Origin of the sequence: Aeromicrobium sp. Leaf289, assembly GCF_001423335.1 — a bacterium.
Lineage (GTDB): Bacteria > Actinomycetota > Actinomycetes > Propionibacteriales > Nocardioidaceae > Aeromicrobium.
Genome location: NZ_LMNK01000001.1, coordinates 614,159 through 631,069 on the forward strand (window position 1 = coordinate 614,159; position 16,911 = coordinate 631,069).

At 71.9% G+C, this 16,911-nt stretch carries 21 protein-coding genes and 1 pseudogene; 6 read left to right on the plus strand and 16 right to left on the minus strand.

Going from position 1 to position 16,911, the window contains the following annotated elements:
• Positions 1 to 22: 22 nt before the first annotated feature.
• Positions 23 to 901, plus strand: coding sequence for an NUDIX hydrolase (locus tag ASF37_RS17410; protein WP_056579035.1), 879 nt, complete (start codon positions 23 to 25; stop codon positions 899 to 901).
• A 4-nt stretch (positions 902 to 905) separates the two neighbouring features.
• Here the strand turns inward: ASF37_RS17410 and ASF37_RS02840 are convergent, their stop codons facing one another.
• The 11 genes from ASF37_RS02840 to ASF37_RS02885 all read right to left on the minus strand — a co-directional run bounded on the left by ASF37_RS02840 (position 906) and on the right by ASF37_RS02885 (position 8,760).
• Positions 906 to 1,868, minus strand: coding sequence for a hypothetical protein (locus ASF37_RS02840; protein ID WP_055967071.1), 963 nt, complete (start codon positions 1,866 to 1,868; stop codon positions 906 to 908).
• Complete coding sequence (locus ASF37_RS02845; protein WP_056579038.1) at positions 1,865 to 2,884, minus strand: hypothetical protein; 1,020 nt, start codon at positions 2,882 to 2,884, stop codon at positions 1,865 to 1,867. Before ASF37_RS02845 ends, ASF37_RS02840 begins: the two co-directional genes overlap by 4 nt.
• 74 nt (positions 2,885 to 2,958) lie before the next feature.
• Positions 2,959 to 3,864 carry a tetratricopeptide repeat protein gene (locus ASF37_RS02850; protein WP_056579041.1) on the minus strand — a complete coding sequence of 302 codons (906 nt, stop codon included), beginning with the start codon at positions 3,862 to 3,864 and terminating at the stop codon, positions 2,959 to 2,961.
• A gap of 69 nt (positions 3,865 to 3,933) precedes the next feature.
• Complete coding sequence (locus tag ASF37_RS02855; RefSeq protein WP_055967061.1) at positions 3,934 to 4,488, minus strand: PH domain-containing protein; 555 nt, start codon at positions 4,486 to 4,488, stop codon at positions 3,934 to 3,936.
• A gap of 5 nt (positions 4,489 to 4,493) precedes the next feature.
• On the minus strand, positions 4,494 to 4,652 hold the full coding sequence (locus ASF37_RS17415) for a hypothetical protein (protein WP_164468778.1): 159 nt from the start codon (positions 4,650 to 4,652) through the stop codon (positions 4,494 to 4,496).
• Between the two features lie 76 nt (positions 4,653 to 4,728).
• A complete protein-coding gene (gene meaB / locus ASF37_RS02860) occupies positions 4,729 to 5,688 on the minus strand; it encodes a methylmalonyl Co-A mutase-associated GTPase MeaB (protein WP_055967057.1) in 960 nt (319 codons plus the stop codon).
• 31 nt (positions 5,689 to 5,719) lie between these two features.
• Positions 5,720 to 6,910, minus strand: a complete 1,191-nt coding sequence (locus ASF37_RS02865; protein WP_055967055.1) for an acetyl-CoA C-acetyltransferase — start codon at positions 6,908 to 6,910, stop codon at positions 5,720 to 5,722.
• Positions 6,911 to 6,993: 83 nt separating this feature from the next.
• Positions 6,994 to 7,173 carry a hypothetical protein gene (locus ASF37_RS02870; protein WP_055967052.1) on the minus strand — a complete coding sequence of 60 codons (180 nt, stop codon included), beginning with the start codon at positions 7,171 to 7,173 and terminating at the stop codon, positions 6,994 to 6,996.
• On the minus strand, positions 7,170 to 7,811 hold the full coding sequence (locus ASF37_RS02875; RefSeq protein WP_082506350.1) for a hypothetical protein: 642 nt from the start codon (positions 7,809 to 7,811) through the stop codon (positions 7,170 to 7,172). Before ASF37_RS02875 ends, ASF37_RS02870 begins: the two co-directional genes overlap by 4 nt.
• Before the next feature lie 193 nt (positions 7,812 to 8,004).
• The gene (locus ASF37_RS02880) at positions 8,005 to 8,313 is read right to left on the minus strand and encodes a LysR family transcriptional regulator (RefSeq protein ID WP_055967048.1); all 309 of its coding nucleotides are present in this window, start codon (positions 8,311 to 8,313) and stop codon (positions 8,005 to 8,007) included.
• 108 nt (positions 8,314 to 8,421) lie between these two features.
• Positions 8,422 to 8,760 (minus strand): LysR family transcriptional regulator, encoded by a 339-nt coding sequence (locus tag ASF37_RS02885; RefSeq protein WP_055967045.1) that lies wholly within the window; start codon positions 8,758 to 8,760, stop codon positions 8,422 to 8,424.
• 90 nt (positions 8,761 to 8,850) lie between these two features.
• Between ASF37_RS02885 and mce the strand changes: the two genes are divergently transcribed.
• The 3 genes from mce to ASF37_RS02900 all read left to right on the plus strand — a co-directional run bounded on the left by mce (position 8,851) and on the right by ASF37_RS02900 (position 12,241).
• Positions 8,851 to 9,327 (plus strand): methylmalonyl-CoA epimerase, encoded by a 477-nt coding sequence (gene mce / locus ASF37_RS02890; RefSeq protein WP_055967042.1) that lies wholly within the window; start codon positions 8,851 to 8,853, stop codon positions 9,325 to 9,327.
• 136 nt (positions 9,328 to 9,463) lie between these two features.
• Entirely contained in the window at positions 9,464 to 10,804 is a 1,341-nt protein-coding gene (gene ccrA, locus ASF37_RS02895) for a crotonyl-CoA carboxylase/reductase (RefSeq protein ID WP_055967040.1), read from the plus strand.
• Positions 10,805 to 11,077: 273 nt separating this feature from the next.
• Positions 11,078 to 12,241, plus strand: a complete 1,164-nt coding sequence (locus ASF37_RS02900; RefSeq protein WP_056553974.1) for a DivIVA domain-containing protein — start codon at positions 11,078 to 11,080, stop codon at positions 12,239 to 12,241.
• Between the two features lie 336 nt (positions 12,242 to 12,577).
• Here the strand turns inward: ASF37_RS02900 and ASF37_RS02910 are convergent, their stop codons facing one another.
• The 3 genes and pseudogenes from ASF37_RS02910 to ASF37_RS02920 form a co-directional block, all read right to left on the minus strand.
• Positions 12,578 to 12,961, minus strand: a complete 384-nt coding sequence (locus ASF37_RS02910; RefSeq protein WP_156366930.1) for a hypothetical protein — start codon at positions 12,959 to 12,961, stop codon at positions 12,578 to 12,580.
• Between the two features lie 374 nt (positions 12,962 to 13,335).
• Positions 13,336 to 13,414, minus strand: a pseudogene (locus tag ASF37_RS17545) (Hsp70 family protein); the annotation flags it as partial.
• A gap of 39 nt (positions 13,415 to 13,453) precedes the next feature.
• The gene (locus ASF37_RS02920) at positions 13,454 to 14,647 is read right to left on the minus strand and encodes a 3-hydroxyacyl-CoA dehydrogenase NAD-binding domain-containing protein (RefSeq protein WP_056553965.1); all 1,194 of its coding nucleotides are present in this window, start codon (positions 14,645 to 14,647) and stop codon (positions 13,454 to 13,456) included.
• An 82-nt stretch (positions 14,648 to 14,729) separates the two neighbouring features.
• Between ASF37_RS02920 and ASF37_RS02925 the strand changes: the two genes are divergently transcribed.
• Positions 14,730 to 15,125 carry a lipocalin family protein gene (locus tag ASF37_RS02925; protein ID WP_055967022.1) on the plus strand — a complete coding sequence of 132 codons (396 nt, stop codon included), beginning with the start codon at positions 14,730 to 14,732 and terminating at the stop codon, positions 15,123 to 15,125.
• Positions 15,125 to 15,802, plus strand: a complete 678-nt coding sequence (nucS, locus tag ASF37_RS02930) for an endonuclease NucS (protein ID WP_055967019.1) — start codon at positions 15,125 to 15,127, stop codon at positions 15,800 to 15,802. Before ASF37_RS02925 ends, nucS begins: the two co-directional genes overlap by 1 nt.
• A 139-nt stretch (positions 15,803 to 15,941) precedes the next feature.
• Here nucS and ASF37_RS17425 read toward each other — a convergent pair whose 3' ends face one another.
• Positions 15,942 to 16,376: an SSI family serine proteinase inhibitor gene (locus ASF37_RS17425; RefSeq protein WP_200931160.1), complete on the minus strand. Its 435-nt coding sequence runs from the start codon at positions 16,374 to 16,376 to the stop codon at positions 15,942 to 15,944.
• Positions 16,369 to 16,893 carry a ferritin gene (locus ASF37_RS02940; protein WP_055967017.1) on the minus strand — a complete coding sequence of 175 codons (525 nt, stop codon included), beginning with the start codon at positions 16,891 to 16,893 and terminating at the stop codon, positions 16,369 to 16,371. The genes ASF37_RS17425 and ASF37_RS02940 overlap by 8 nt, the downstream gene beginning before the upstream one ends.
• Positions 16,894 to 16,911: the final 18 nt, after the last annotated feature.

A 16,911-nucleotide genomic window follows, 5' to 3' on the forward strand; every position in this document is an offset into this window, starting at 1 on the left:
AGGCTCCGCGTACGGTGGCGGCGTGAGCACCATCCTGCGAGACGACGACCTCGTCCTCGAGCCCACGAGCGGATCCGACGGACTCCGCGGCTGGGCCCTGACCATCGACGGAGATCGTCTCGGCACGATCGCGCTCCTCGACGAGGGCCGTGGGGTGGGCTCGGTCCGCTGGAACACCGGCACGGGTGACGGTGCGCTCGGTCTCGCGGTCCGCGCCCTGCGCCTGGTGCTCGAGCACGCCTTCGGGGACCGGGGGCTCCTGCGGGTCGAGGCCCGGGTACCCGTGGACCGGACCGAGGACGTACGAGCGGCCTCGATCAGCGGCCTGCGCCGCGAGGGCATCGCTCGGGGAGCGGGCGACGCCCCCGACCGCGCGCTGCTCGCCCGGCTGCACGACGACCCTCCGGCCACGAGCCGCGAGGGCTTCATCGCCCTGCTCAACGCGGGTCTGCCCACCAAGCGGGTCATCTCCCAGGGCCTGCTGCGCGACCCGCAGGGACGCGTGCTGCTGTGTCGACTGACCTACAAGCAGGAGTGGGACCTGCCGGGAGGGGTCGTCGAGGTCGGCGAGTCCCCCGCCGACGGCCTCGTGCGCGAGCTCGAGGAGGAGCTGGGCCTCACGGTGCAGGTGCGCGACCTGCTGACCGTCAACTGGTTGCCCGCCTGGCGCGGCTGGGACGACGCCTGCATCTTCCTGTTCGACCTCGGCGTGGTCGACACGTCGTACGTGGACGACATGGTGCTGCAGCCCACCGAGATCGTGTCGGTGCACTGGTGCGACACCCAGACGGTCCACGACAAGGCGACCGCGGCCGCGATCGAGCTGCTCGACGCGGTGGCCGGCGACGACCTCGCGACCTACCGCGAGGCCCCTCTCGCTCCCGAGCCGCCTGCCGTCTGACCCGTCAGGGCCCCTGGGCCTCCACGACGCCGCCGTACTGTCCGATGACCCTCGGCTTGCCCGACCCGCCGGGGATCGAGACGAGCACCTGGTGCAGGTAGCGCAGGCTGCCCGACGAGGACAGTCCCGACTCCAGCAGGGCCTTCTGCGGCGAGTCGTCCGGCCACGTGACCCGGACGCCCTCCCCCACCTCGTAGGAGTCGACGCGCTCGAGGGTCGCGAACACGAGCGCACCCCCGTCGGCGGTCCGCAGGACGTGCCGCACCTCCTGCGCCGACCACGTCTGCGTGAACGACACGTCCTCGAGCGAGGCGTTGCGCTCGGCCGCCGCACGCATCTGCTCGATGAAGTCGTCCTGCTCGAGCGACGAGGCCGCGGGTGAGGCGGGGTCCGCGAGCACCGCGGCGTAGCGGTCGGCCGCCTCCTGGGGCGACATCGACATGCCGGTGGCGCTGTCCGGCGGCACCACGAGCTGGACCCCGTCGCGCTCGCGCAGGTCGGGCAGCTGCGTCGTGAGCAGCGTCTCCGGGCTGGCGACCAGGAACCACGGGTCCACGGCCGAGGCGCGCTCGAAGATCTGCACCCGGTTGACCTCGGCCGCGCGGTCCTGCACCTCCACCATGAACCACAGGGGGTAGGCCGTGAACCGGGGCGTGGCCAGGCGCACGACGTCGTTGGAGGCCGAGTCGCCACCCACGGCTCGCGCCAGGCGCTGCGCCACCTCGAAGGACCCGGTGTCGATCGCCAGCACGGCACCGCTCTCCACGGTCGACAGCGGCTTGGGGTCGAGCAGCTCGGCGGCGGTGTCGCGCACCTTCTCGTAGCGGGCCAGCACCGCGTCGACCTCCCCGGCGTCGACCGGGACCGTGGACGGGGGCGCGTCGCCGCGCTCGCGCGGGAGACCACAGGCCGCGAGGACCAGCAGCGCACAGACCAGCGCCACGAGGAGCCGTGAGGACCGCCTCATCGCTCGTCCTCCTCGTCGACGACCTCGTAGTCGGCCAGCTCGTCGGCCGAGACCTCGTGCTCCACGCCGTCCTCGTCGACGAACACGTAGACGACGTCCTGGACCGGCGTCGGTGCGGGTGGGTCGGCCATCGGCGTCGCCGGAGCCGGAGCCGGAGCCGGAGGAGTCTGCTCGCCAGACGCCGCCTCGACCGGACGGTCCACGGTGGAGGAGTCGGGCCCGGCGGCCTCCGCAGTCGGCACGTCGTCGCGCCCTGCCTGCTCGGCGAGGTCCAGGCGGGCCTGGAGACGTTCTGCCTCGTCCTCGGAGATCTCGTGCTCCACGCCCCGTTCGTCGACGAAGACGTAGACCACCTCCTCGACCTCCTCGACCTCCTCCTCCCCGCCCGAGGCACCGGGCGCCGCGACCCGCGCGGGAGCGAGTGCGGTGTCGCGCCGCAGCAGCACACCCACCCACACGAGTCCGGCACCGACGAGCACCGCACCGAGGCCCAGCCCGAAGCCGCCCTTCACGCCGTAGGCGAACGTGACGGTGAGTCCGGAGAGGTCCGAGGCCCCCACCGCGAGCACGGCCACGGACACGGACTCGTCGGGCAGGCTCGCACTGATCGACGCCCCACCGAGACCCGCCGACTCCGCGATCCACCAGTCGAGGGCCGTGGGCGCACCGGGCAGCGCCGGGTCTCCCTCGACCTCCCGCGTGCGGACCGTCCACGGCACCCGGAACGACGTCACCTCGAGCCGCTGCGTCCGACTCACGTAGTCCTGCACGTCCACCGTGTTGCCGAGGCCGACGAACACCGGCTTGTTCACCGGCACCTCCACCAGCACGTCGACCTGGAGCCCGCGGTAGGAGACGACTCCGGGGGCGGTCACCACGGCGGCGGCATCGGTGTCGACCTCGTGCGGACCCGTCGTGAACCGGCTGTCCGGACCGAGCACCACGACGACCGCGAGGCCGGCGACGGACAGGAGCACACCCACGACGAGCGCCGGCCAGGCCAGCCGTCCGCCCATCGTCGCTCTCCTCGCTGCGGCCACGCCTGTCGCCGCCGTCGCCGCACCCTAACCCTCCGGGTGCGTCCGCACCGTCAGAAGAGGGCGGACGCGAGGGCGCGTCGCGCGTCGGCCACCCGTGGGTCGTTCGATCCCACCACCACGAACAGCTCGAGCAGACGCTCGCGGATGCGGTCGCGGTCGTCGCCCTGCGCCTGGCGCACGAGCGCGACCAGACGGGCGAAGGCGTCCTCGACGTGGCCACCGCTGACGTCGAGGTCGGCCACCAGCAGCTGCGCGTCGAGGTCGTCGGGCCGGTCGGCCGCGGCTGCGCGAGCAGCCTGGAGGTCGGCGTCCTTCGTCCGGTCGAAGAGCTTGACCCCGGCCAGCCGCTCGGCCACCTCGGCGTCTCCGGGGTGCTGGGCCTTGAGTCGTTCGTACTCGGCGATGGCCGTGGTGGTGTCGCCTGCCGCGAAGGCGGTGTCGGCCGCGGCGAAGCGCGGGTCCTCGGCGGGCTCGGCCTCGACGTCCCCCGCCGCGTCCGGCGCGGCGACGCGTCCGGACAGCCCGTTCTGGACCGCGACCGCGACCAGCTGGTCGAGGTACTGGCGCACCTCGGCCTCCTCGACCGCACCCTGGAAGAGCGGGACGGGCTGGCCCTTGACGAGACCCACGACCAGCGGGACGCCCTGGGCCTGCAGTGCCTGCGCGATGGCGGGGTTGGCATCGGCGTCGACCCTGGCCAGCAGGGCGCGACCCTCGAGGCCGTCGACGGCGCGTCCGACGACGTCGACGAAGTCGCGGCTCTGGGGTGCGCGCGGCGACCACAGGGCCAGGACCACGACGTGCTGCATCGAGGCCTCGAGGGCGACGGTCTGGAAGTTCTGCTCGGTCACGTCGACCGCGTACCCGCCTGCGGCACCCGACGGTCCTGCAGCCGGGGACGGCGGGGGCGACGCCAGGGCGGACAGGTCGATGGCACCGGGACGCGAGAAGGTCATGGACCCATCCTAGGAAGTGGGGCCAGCGTCCTCACGCACCCCACGTCCCCAGGCCTCGGTCCTCGGGCCTCAGCGGCCGTCCTGCGCCTGCCGCTCGAAGGCCGTGCGCGGGCCGCGCAGCCCGGAGCGCTGGACGACCCGCTGGATCGTCAGGTCGCGAGCGTCGGGATCGCCGATGAAGCGGATGTCGCGCAGGCCCTGGGCCTGGGCGGCCGACTCGAAGACGAAGTGCCCGTAGCCGAGCACCCGCCCCACGAACGGCTTCTCGACGGTGATGTCGAGGATGCGGGTGATGGGCATGGTGGCGATGCGCACCGAGAACACGCCCGAGGCGCGGAAGACCCGCATGTTGGTGATGACGAAGACGTCGCGGTGCTCCTGGAGCACCAGGTAGCCGGCGTGCAGCAGCACCCCGACGCCGAGCAGGATGAACAGCCACCCGATCTGGATGGGACCGACGACGGCCAGCACCCACAGCAGCACGGCACCGAGGGCCTCGGCGGCGGGACGCAGGTAGACGACCGGGTGCTTGCGGACCAGGTCGATCACGTGCTCGCCCTCGTCGAGCAGCAGGTGCCCCTCGACGTCCTGCTCGGGAAGTCGCGCCAGCAGGGCGGCCAGCACGGGGCCTACCGGGTCAGCTCGTTGAAGAAGATGAAGACCTGGCCGAAGGCGTTCATGACGGCCTCGACCGCGCCGGAGACAGCGTCGGCCGCGCCGGCGGGCGCGGTCAGCAGGTAGTAGACCACGAACGCGGCGACGAGGAGCACCAGGAGCTTCTTCAGCACGCGAACATTCCTATCGCACTCGACCGCCCGTCAGCGGCAGGCGCGCCCGGGTGATCGCTGAGACTGTCGACACGCCTCAGCGGACGACGTCGAGCAGCACGTCGGCCGCGGCGAACGGGTCCTGGTCGCCGGCCAGCACGGCCGCGGCGAGGTCGTCGAGGCGCTCGTCTGCGCCGACGTGCCCGAACCGCTCTCGCAGCTCGTGCAGGGCGACCGCCTCGATCTCACGGCGCGTGCGGGCGAGCCGGCGTCGGCGCAGCCCGCCCGAGGACTCCTGGTGCTCGCGGTGCCGCTCGATCTCGGCCACGACCTCGTCGATGCCCTCACCACGCGAGGCCACCGTCAGGGTGATGGGTGGCTTCCAGGCGCCCTCGGGACGCTCCGACATCGCGATGACCGAGCGCAGCTCGCGCCGGGTGGACTGCGCACCGTCCCGATCGGCCTTATTGACCACGAAGATGTCACCGACCTCCAGGATCCCGGCCTTGGCCGCCTGGATGCCGTCGCCCATGCCGGGGGCGAGCAGCACCAGGGTGGTGTCGGCGAGCCCGGAGACCTCCACCTCCGACTGTCCGACCCCCACGGTCTCGACCAGCACGACGTCGCAGCCGGCGGCGTCGAGCACGCGCAACGCGTGCGGCGCCGCCCACGACAGGCCGCCGAGGTGACCACGGCTGGCCATGGAGCGGATGTAGACGCCGCTGTCGGTGGCGTGCTCGCCCATGCGGATGCGATCACCCAGCAGCGCTCCACCGGAGAACGGGGACGTCGGGTCGACCGCGAGGACACCCACGCGCTTGCCCTGGGCACGCAGAGCCCCGACCAGGGCTGCGGTCGAGGTCGACTTGCCCACACCGGGCGACCCGGTCAGGCCCACCACGTGGGCGCGGCCCACGAGTGGGGCGAGCGCCGCACTGACCTCGCGCAGCGCGGGCGACTCGTCCTCGACGAGCGAGATCAGACGCGCGACCGCCCGCGGCTGCCCCTCCTGGAGCCGCGCGACGAGGTCGGCGACGTCGGGAGTGGGGGCAGGCACGGGCGGTCGGTTGCGCTGGTGAGGGTGACCGTCAGGCGGACGGCACGGTGATGAGCAGGGCGTCGCCCTGGCCGCCGCCACCACAGAGCGCGGCAGCGCCGAGCCCACCGCCGCGTCGCTTCAGCTCGAGCGCGAGGTGCAGCACGATGCGCGCGCCGCTCATCCCGATCGGGTGCCCGAGGGCGATCGCACCGCCGTTGACGTTGACGATGTCCTCGGAGATGCCGAGCTTGCGGGCCGACTGGATGCCGACGGCCGCGAAGGCCTCGTTCAGCTCGACGAGGTCGAGGTCGGCCGCGGTCCTGCCCTGCTTCGCAAGCGCCTTCTCGATGGCGTTGGCCGGCTGCTCCTGGAGCGTGGAGTCGGGGCCGGACACGTTGCCGTGCGCGCCGATCTCGGCGATCCAGGTGAGGCCGAGCTCCTCGGCCTTGGCCTTGCTCATGACCACCACGGCGGCGGCGCCGTCGGAGATCTGGCTGGCGGTGCCGGCGGTGATGGTCCCCTCCTTGTCGAAGGCGGGGCGCAGTCGGCCGAGGGACTCGGCCGTGGTGTCGCCCCGCACGCCCTCGTCGGCCGAGACGACGACCGGGTCGCCCTTGCGCTGCGGGATCTCGACGGGGACGATCTCCTCGTCGAAGACACCGTTCTTCTGCGCCGTGGCCGCGAGCTGGTGCGAGCGGGCTCCGAACGCGTCCTGCTCCTCGCGGGTCAGTGCGTCGACGTCGGCGTTGCGCTGCTCGGTGAGCGAGCCCATGGCCTGGTCGGTCAGCGCGTCCCACAGGCCGTCGTACTCCATGTGGTCGAGCATCGTGGCCTTGCCGTACTTGGTTCCCTCGCGCGAGCCCGTGAGCAGGTGCGGCGCCTGGGTCATCGACTCCTGACCGCCGGCCACGACCACGTCGTACTCACCGGCGCGGATCAGCTGGTCGGCGAGCGCGATGGCGTTGATGCCCGACAGGCAGACCTTGTTGATCGTCAGGGCCGGCACGTCGAGCGGGATGCCGCCCTTGAAGGCAGCCTGCCGCGCGGGGACCTGGCCGGCTCCGGCGCCGAGCACCTGGCCCATGATCACGTAGTCGACCTGGTCGCCGGAGATCCCGGCCTTCTCGAGCGCGCCCTTGATGGCGAGGCCACCGAGGTCGGATCCGGACAGCGTCTTGAGGCCGCCGAGCAGACGGCCGATCGGCGTGCGGGCGCCGGCGACGATCACGGACTGGGTCATGGGGTTGCTCCCTTGCATGGACACAGGTGGTGGGGTGCCCGTCACTGTACTCGCGGGTCACTTCGCCCAGGAGCGGATGTGGGTCACGTCACCCGGGGCCGCGCCCAGGTGAAGAACAGCACGCCCAGCACCACCAGCACCGCGAGGGCCAGGCCGGCCTCGAGGGGCCCGACCTGGCGCTGCAGCCCCGCACCGGCGAGCGCCGTCGGGAGGAGCAGGACCACCAGGGCAGCCAGCAGGATCCCCCAGCGGCGCGCCGTCACGAGACCCCCGAGGTCGACCAGGCGTAGGTGCCGTTGGCGTAGGACCGGATGACATTGGTCGGATAGGTGGTCTGGACGCAGCCGTACTTGAGCACGCAGTTCTCGAAGCGCCCCTGCCGGTAGTGGTAGAACGCGCTGCGCGGGTGGCCGTCGTTCGCTCCTGCGTCGTAGAAGTACCGGTTGGACGCCACCTGGCCGCGCCAGTACTGGAACGCGTCGGCCTCGGAGACGAAGAAGCCGTTGCTGCCACCGGCGTGGATGTGCTGGGTCGACCTGGTCCAGCACCAGCGGGTCCACGTGTTGTAGCGGTAGGCCGTCTTGCCCGTGTACGTCGTCGCGCGGTTCGAGATCGTCACCTTGCGACACCCCGAGCCGGTGCTCGACCCGCCTTTGCCCGACCCCTTGACGGCCGACGGGCCGTCGGGGGCCGTCGCTCGGCTCGCCGTGGCGGTGATCGGGGTGGTGACGGTGGAGATCGGGGTGCCGTCGAGCGCCGAGAGCTCGTCGACGACGTAGTCACCCTCGGCGGTGTCGACGACCCAGAGGTCACGCGGCACCGGACCGGGGTCCTCGGAGGCCGACGCGGCGACCGGTGCCGACGCCATCCCCGCCACGCCCAGGATCGTTGCCGTCACCATGGCGATCACGCCCCTGGCCGTCGCGATCGACCCCGACCCCGCCATCGACCCCGTCCTCGTCATCGACCCCGTCATCGAGCTCGCCCTCGTGACCGACCCTGCTCGCCTCATGTCGTCCCCCTCGTCGGCCGCCGCCGTCTCGTGTCGCGTGGGACGAGACTCTCGGGAGCGCCGCGGCGCCGACCACCCTTCCTCAGACTTCGTGCGGGAGGTGTTGACGAGGAGCGCTGCCACCGGGTAGTGCGCCGCGAGCCACCGGCCCGCGCTCGGCGACACCACCGAGCTCCTCGGCGGCCGCCAGGATGAGCCGCGCGATCGGCACGGCCCGACGTCCCTCCTCGGTGAGGCGCACCCCGGCGCCCTCGCGCCGGACGAGGCGGACACCGCACTCGCGCTCCAGGGCCTGCAGGTGAGCACTCACGGCCGGTGCCGAGAACCGCAGGACCCGGGCGGCGTCGGTGATCGAGCCGCTGCGCTCGACCATCACCAGGGCGCGCAGCATCCGTAGATCGAGATGCACCCGGACCAGCTCCCCCCCGCAGGCGCGACGTACGTGCCCGACGCTCGACGACGCGTCTGCCGACAGCCTCGCGGCGTGGGAGTGGGCCGATCAACGAACCTCACGATCTCTGTGGTTGCTCTTGATCGACGACGGTCCAGGCGGTATGACACCGCTGCGGCTCGGGCTCGCGCGCCGACCGAGCCGCTCCAGCTCGACGGCCGCGGCGAGCATGAGGCGGGCGATCGGCACCGCCCTGCGCCCCTCCTCCGTGAGTGCCGTGCCGGCCCCCGTGCGCTCGACCAGACGCACCCCGCACTCCCTCTCGAGCGCACGCAGGTGCTCGCTGACCGCGGCGGGCGAGAAGGCCAGGCCGTCCGCTGCGCGGGTGATGGAGCCGCTGGCCTCGACCATCACCAGGGCACGCAACATCCGCAGCTCGATGTGCACGTGACCTCCGACGGGTAGGGGAAATCGACCATACGTGCGATCTCCGACGGGCCTCGGCGGGCGACACGGACCTCCCCTACCCTGCTTCTCATGACCACCTCGACCCCTCCGTCGGACGCCCCCGCCGACGCCACCGTCCCCGAGCACCTCCTCGTCGCCATCGACCACGTCGGCATCGCCGTGCCCGACCTCGACGACGCCCTCGCCTTCTACTCCTCCGTCTTCGGGCTCCGGTCCGTGCACGAGGAGGTCAACGAGGAGCAGGGTGTCCGCGAGGCGATGCTCGCCGTCGGCGACTCCGGCTCCTGCATCCAGCTGCTGGCCCCGCTCAACGACAGCTCCACGATCGCGAAGTTCCTGGACCGCAACGGCCAGGGGATCCAGCAGCTCGCCTACCGCGTGCTCGACATCGACGCGGTCTCGGCGATCCTGCGCGAGCGCGGCGTCCGGCTGCTCTACGACCAGCCGAAGCGCGGCACGTCCGACAGCAGGGTGAACTTCGTGCACCCCAAGGACGCCGGCGGCGTGCTCGTCGAGCTGGTCGAGCCGTCCTCGACGTCGCACTGAGCCCGAGGCCCGCGTCTCGGGCGTGACCCGACCCACACTCCCGAGCCGGGACGCAGAACGCTACGGATCGGTAACATCGCCGAAACCCCGACCCAGCGCCGGACCGAGCGCCGGAACACCCCACCCTGGAGGCCCCGTGCAGCACATCCTCGATGCGATCCTCGCCGGAGACACGGCGAGCGAGGACTTCGCCCACCTGGACATCCCCGACCACTACCGCGCCGCCACCGTCCACAAGGACGAGGTCGACATGTTCGAGGGCGTCGCCAGCCGCGACAAGGACCCGCGCAAGTCGATCCACGTCGAGGACGTCGCGCTCCCCGAGCTGGGTCCGGGCGAGGCCCTCGTGGCCGTCATGGCGAGCGCCATCAACTACAACACCGTCTGGACGTCGATCTTCGAGCCCGTCTCCACGTTCGGCTTCCTCGAGCGCTACGGCCGACTCTCCCCGCTCACCAAGCGCCACGACCTGCCGTACCACGTGGTCGGCTCCGACCTCGCCGGAGTCGTGCTGCGCACGGGCCCGGGCGTCACCCAGTGGAAGCCGGGTGCGGAGGTCGTCGCACACTGCCTCTCCGTGGAGCTCGAGGACCCCGCCGGCCACGACGACACGATGATGGATCCCCAGCAGCGCATCTGGGGCTTCGAGACCAACTTCGGCGGACTGGCCCACATCGCCCTGGTCAAGTCCAACCAGCTGCTGCCCAAGCCCGACCACCTCACGTGGGAGGAGGCCGCCTCGCCCGGACTGGTCAACGCGACCGCGTACCGCCAGCTGGTCTCCAAGAACGGCGGCAACATGAAGCAGGGCGACAACGTGCTGATCTGGGGCGCCTCCGGCGGCCTCGGCGGCTTCGCCACGCAGTACGCCCTGAACGGTGGCGCCAACCCGATCTGCGTGGTCTCCAACGAGGAGAAGGCCAAGATCGTCCGGAGCATGGGCGCCGAGCACGTCATCAACCGGTCCGAGGAGAACTGGAAGTTCTGGAACGAGGAGGGCACCCAGCAGAACCCGAAGGAGTGGCAGCGCCTCGGCAAGAAGATCCGCGAGCTCACCGGTGGCGAGGACATCGACATCGTCTTCGAGCACCCGGGTCGTGAGACCTTCGGCGCCTCGGTCTACGTCACCCGCAAGGGCGGCACCATCACCACCTGCGCGTCGACCACCGGCTTCATGCACGAGTACGACAACCGCTACCTGTGGATGAACCTGAAGCGGATCGTCTCGAGCCACTTCGCCAACTACCGCGAGGCGTACGAGGCCAACCGGCTCATCGCCCAGGGCAAGATCCACCCCACGGTCTCGCGCACGTACACGCTCGAGGACGTGGGCCAGGCCTCGCTCGACGTCCACCACAACCTCCACCAGGGCAAGGTCGGCGTGCTCACCCTCGCCCCCGAGGAGGGGCTGGGCGTCCGCGACGAGGAGTTCCGCGCCAAGCACCTCGACGCCATCAACCGGTTCCGCGGCATCTGACGCAGGACCGACCAGCACCACCGCTCGACCGAGGGGCCCGGACGATCCGTCCGGGCCCCTCGGCACGTCCGCGTCCTTGGCGTGCCGGTTCCTTCGGGGTTGGGCGCCGCCCGGGGCGTGGGGACGCCGGACGAGCGTCCGGCACGCGGTCGCGGCAGCGCGGGGGCGTCGGCCCACCTGGGTATGGTGGGTCCCACCGCGAGCGAAGTCGACGCGACGTCGTCCGATGCAGGCTCGCGCACCAGTCGATCCAGCCAGAGGGAGTACCGCGGCATGTCCGAGGAGCAGTCCGGATTGTCCATCTTCGACGCGGCACGCAAGTCCGCCGAGGTCTCGTTCCCCTTGGCCCGGCGCGGCGGCTACGACAGCGACGCGGTCGACGCCTGGGCCCGCACCCAGTCCGCCGAGCTGCAGAAGGCCGCCGACGCGGTCCAGTCGCTGCAGGAGGAGAACGACGAGCTGCACGACCTCGTCGAGCAGCTGCGCGAGCGGGTCGAGGCCATCGACCGGCCCACGTACTCCGGGCTCGGCGGGCACGCCGCCCAGCTGCTGCAGCTGGCCGAGCAGGAGGCCGACGAGGTGCGCTCGCGTGCTCGCCGCGAGGCCGACGAGGTGCTGAAGGTCGCCGAGGAGGAGGCCGCCCTCGTCCGCACCGCTGCGGCCAAGGAGGCCGAGGACCTGCGCACGCGCGCGGTCAGCGAGCTCGAGGAGAAGCGGCGCGAGCTGCTCACCGAGGCCGAGGCCGGCCGTGCCGACGCGGCTGCACACGCCGACGACGTGCGCGCCCAGGCCGACCGCGAGGCCGCCCAGATCCGTCTCGCGGCCGAGCAGGACGCCCAGAACATGCGTCTCGGCGCCACCCGTGAGGTCGAGCAGGCTCGCGCGGCCGCCGACCGGGAGGTCACCGAGGCCCGTCGCGTGCTGGCGGTCGAGAAGGAGCGCCTGGCTCGCGAGGCCGCCGAGAACCACGCTGCCGCCACCGAGCAGACGTCCAAGCTGGTCACGGACGCCGAGACGCGTGCCGCGGCCGCCGACGAGCGCGCCCGAGGCCTCATGAGCAAGGCCAACGCGGCGCGCGAGTCGGCCAGCACGGACGCGTCGTCGATCGTCGACAACGCGCGCAAGGAGGCGGCCGCCCTGGTGGCGAACGCCAAGGCCGAGGCCGACCACCTGCGCGCCTCCGCGACCACCGACGTGGAGCGCGAGACCCGCTCCCTGCGGACCGAGGTCGAGGACCTGCAGCGTCGACGCGAGGGGATCCTGGCGCAGATGGGTCAGCTCCGCGACATCGTCGCGTCCTTCGCGGGCGACTCGGCGGCGAGCACGGCGTCCGCGTCCGCCCCGCAGGGGCGGGCCGACGAGCCGGCACCGCAGGACGCCTCGGACGAGGACACGGGCGACACGGACGACACCGTCGAGGCTCCTGCGGCCCGCTGATCGACGACCCCTCGCCGGTCCGGGCCACCCGGGTCCGGCGAGGTTCGCGCGGGTCAGGGTTTGCGGAGCCAGCAGGCGGTGTGCCAGTGCCGGCGCTCGTCGACGGCTGCCGCACTGAGCAGCGGCTTCTCGACGGGCCAGACCACCACGTGAGGGGTCCCGGGCGGGATCGGACGGTGGCAGTCGGGGCACGTGTAGCTGCTGGTCGCACCGGCACCCGTCAGGCGTCGCACGTGCCAGCCGCCGTCGGCCTTCGGCTCGACAGGGGGTGAGCCGGCCGACGGTGGTCCCGGCCGGGGTCGTCGGGGCGGCCGTCGTCTGGACACCCGGGTGACCTTATCGTCCGGCGACGTCCTCGACGCAGTAGGAGCGGAGCCAGCCCTCCCGGTGGGCGGCGACCTCGAGCGCTCGGTCGAACACGACGACCTCGGCCTCCCCCGTCATCCGCTCGACCACGACGACGTCGGTCAGCCGGGGCGCCGAGCTGCACACGAGTCCCTGCTCCGTGAGCCGGGCGACGAGCGCGGTGGCCGCGGAGGACATCTCCCGGTCACAGGGAGCGGCGCCGCAGCGCATCACCTGCTTGACGTCCTCCGTGGCCGCCGGCGGGTCGACCAGCTGCTGGACGACGCCCAGGGCCGGCAGGAACGAGAGCCCGAACGACAACGCCGCGATGCGCACGACCCGACTCGCCTGCTGGGCGGTCTGCATCGTCGACACGGGGGCTCCGGATCCGTCGGCCCCCGAGGCGACGGCCGGATGACCGCCACGCCCACCTCAACGAGCGGGTGGGGTCGGGGTTACCGCTCAGCGGCAGTAGACGACCGTGCGATGCGTCATGCCGACGCTCGTGGCCACGACGTCGGCGAGCGAGCTGAGGGTGGCGCCGCCGCGACCGTCGTCGACGGCCACCACGTCGCTCAGTCGTGGCGTGCTGGTGCAGTGCATCCCGAGCGCCTGCTGCGACTCCACCAGCTCGGCGAGTGCCGGCGCCATGGCGGGACAGCCCGCGACGGCGCAGACGTCCTCGTCCGTGGTCCCGTACCCGCGGTCGAACGCGTGCAGCGACACGAGCGTGAGCACGGCGGCCGCCACGCTCACGATCTCACCGGCCTCCTTGGTGGCCTGGCGCTGGTGGTCGTTGAAGTACGCGGGCACGGTGATGACCGCGTCGGCGGGTTACCCCGGGCGCCCTCCTCTCGTCGGATCGGTTCAGTAGGTGTGGAAGCCCTCGCCGGTCTTGCGGCCGAGCTTGCCCTCGGCGACCAGGCGCTCCAGGGTCGGCGCGGGCGTCCAGCCCTCGTGACCGAAGGTGGACACCAGCGTCTGCTGGATCGCCAGCGAGACGTCGTTGCCGACCACGTCGAGCAGCTCGAACGGACCCATGGGGAGCTTGGTCTCCTTGAGCGCGGTGTCGATCTCCTCGAGCGAGGCCTCACCGGACTCGTGCAGCGTCACGGCGTCGTTGAGGTAGGGGAACAGCAGCGCGTTCACGATGAACCCGGCGCGATCACCGCAGGAGACCGGGTGCTTGCCGACGTCGAGGCACAGGGCCTTGACGGTCTCGGCGACCTCGGGCGAGGTCGAGTCCGCGGAGACGACCTCGACGAGCTTCATGACCGGGGCGGGGTTGAAGAAGTGCATGCCCACGACGTCCTGCGGACGCGAGGTGGCCTCGGCGCACGACGCGATGGAGAGCGACGACGTGGTGGTCGCGAGGATCGCCCCGGGCTTGGTGATGCGGTCGAGGTCGCGAAAGAGCTCGAGCTTCACGTCGAGGTCCTCGGCGATGGCCTCCACCACGATGTCGACGTCGTCGAGCGCGTGCCGGTCCGTCGCGGCGGTCAGCCGACCGATGACGTCGGACTTCTCGTCCTCGGTGAGCCGTCCCTTGGCGATCGCCCGGTCGAGGTTCTTCTCGATCCGGGCCTGGACGGCGGCGACCTTGTCGTCGGAGCGACCGACGAAGACCACGTCGTGCCCGGCCTTGGCGAAGACCTCGACGATGCCGGAGGCCATGGTGCCCGTGCCGACGACACCGACCTTGGCGACCGGGTGGTGCTTCTGGGGGGCCGCGTCGGCGCCCGCGTCGGCGGCGGCCTCGAACGTCTCGGAGGACTCGGCGAGCTTCACCAGCACGGGAGCCGGCTCGTGGAGCGGGTCACCGGTGCCGGCGTGCTGGGCGCGCAGGCCCTCGACCACGGTGGCGGCACCGAGGGCGTCGACCAGGGCCAGCGGGCCGATCGGGTAGCCGCAGCCGAAGCGCATCGAGGCGTCGATGTCGTCCTTGGTGGCGTAGCCGCTCTCGTACATGGTGGCGGCGTGGTTGAGGTACGGGTACACCAGCGTCCGGGCGATCTCGGCGCCGCGGTCGTCGGCCGTGAGACGGTCCACGATCTCCTGCATGCCTACTCCTAGGTAACTTCGGGGTCGTGACACACTAGCGTCCGATCCGCACCAACGGGAGGGCTGTCACATGAATCGTCGTATGAGCCTGGCCACGGGCGTCGCCGCCCTCGCGCTGAGCACCCTCGCCGCCTGCGGGTCCGACGACGGACCGGGGACCCCCGACGGCTCCTCGCCGTCCCCGTCGACCTCCGCCTCCGCGTCCGAGTCCCCCACGGCGGCCGAGCCCACCGGCGATCCGGCCGACGCGGCCGACCTCGCCGGCACGTGGCGCGACGACGAGGCCGACTGGACGGTGACCTTCAAGGCCGACGGCACGTTCTCCGAGGACTTCCAGGGCGTGCCGGAGTTCCGGACGGGTGACTACGAGGTCGCCGACGGCGTCGTGACGCTGCAGGGTGGCGACGGCAACGACGACGAGGGCACCATCAAGGACGGCACGCTGGTGTTCAAGCTCGGGACGTTGGTGCGTCAGTAGTGCGTCTGGTCGTCGCACGCTGCCAGGTCGACTACGCCGGGCGGCTCACCGCACATCTGCCCATGGCCACCCGGGTCATCATGGTCAAGGCCGACGGCTCGGTGCTCGTGCACTCCGACGGTGGCTCCTACAAGCCGTTGAACTGGATGAGCCCGCCCTGCAGCCTCAAGGAGGGCACCGCCGACGACGGTCGCCTCGAGTGGGTCGTGCAGGCCGGCAAGACCGACGACACGCTGCGCATCCTCATCGACGAGGTCGTGTCCGACTCCAGCCACGACCTGGGCGTCGACCCCGGCCTGCGCAAGGACGGCGTCGAGAAGCACCTGCAGGAGCTCCTGGCCGAGCACACGAGCACCTTCGGCGTCGGCATGTCGCTCGTGCGCCGTGAGTTCATGACCGCGATCGGACCGGTCGACCTGCTGTGCCGCGACGACGCCGGCGCCGCCGTGGCCGTCGAGATCAAGCGGCGCGGCGACATCGACGGCGTCGAGCAGCTCACCCGCTACCTCGAGCTGATGAACCGCGACCCGAAGCTGCGCCCCGTGCGCGGCATCTTCGCCGCCCAGGAGATCAAGCCCCAGGCCCGCGTGCTCGCCGAGGACCGAGGCATCGAGTGCGTCGTCGTCGACTACGACGCCCTCCGCGGCATCGACGACCCCTCCCTGCGCCTGTTCTGAACGCTCCCACCGTGTGGGGCTCGGCCAGCGACGCCAGCATGGGCCGAGCGAGCGCCGGCGAGTGACGGCAGGCGCCCGGGCAGAGCCCGGCAGCCGTGAGGAACGAACGGCTGGAGCGGCGAGGAACGAGCCGCGCGCCTCATTGAAGGGGGACGTCGAAGAAGGTGGTGCCGAGGGTCTCCCAGCGGTCGACCTCGCAGCCGTTCTCGCGGGTGAAGGTGGCATCGACGTCGGCGCCGTCGACCGTGCCCTTCACCGTGGCGGTCTGGGGGCCGCCGTAGATCATCGTGCAGACCTGGTCGGCCGGCACGGGCTCGAGGACGTCCGCCCCGGCCGACGCGAGCGCGGCGCACGCCTCCTGGGCCTGGGGGTGGTCGCCACCCACCGGGTCGCACTCGAGGGTCATGACGTTCGGCTCGGCGTCGGCGTCGGTGCGCACCTCGATGGTGATCGACGTGGCCGCGACCGAGCCGTCGCCGGCCTCGGCGTCCGTCCCGGGCTCGTCGTCGGAGCCCTGGCCGCAACCGACCAGGAGTGCCACGACGAGGACGAGGAGCGGCAGGGCCCTACGCACCGGCGATCCTGGGCGCCGTCGGGTCGGAGGACTCCCCCGTGTCCTCGCGGGCGACCCAGTCCTCGATGCGGTCGACGTCGTCCTTCGCCCGCGTGACCACGGCCAGCAGGTCCCCCATCTTGGCGACCTCCTCGACCTGCTCGCGGATGAACCACTGCATGAACTGCTCCGACGCGAAGTCGCCGTCGGCCCTCGCGATCCGGGTCAGCTCGTTGACCTGCTCGGTGACCTTCTTCTCCTGCTCGAGCGCAGCGCGGACCGGCTCCACGACGTCGCCGAACTCTCCGACCGGCGCAGGCAGGGCAGGGATGTGCGGCGTCTCGCCGGCGTCCAGCAGGTACTGCACCATCATCATGGCGTGGTCGCGCTCCTCGGCCGCCTGGTCGTAGAAGAGCGCCGCCATCCGCGGCATCGTCTGGGCGTCGTAGAACGCCGCGATCGCCACGTACTGCTGGTGCGCCCCGAACTCGTGCCCCAGCTGCTCGTTGAGCTTCTCCACGAACGCCTGTGACGTCATCGTCGTCCTCCATCGTCG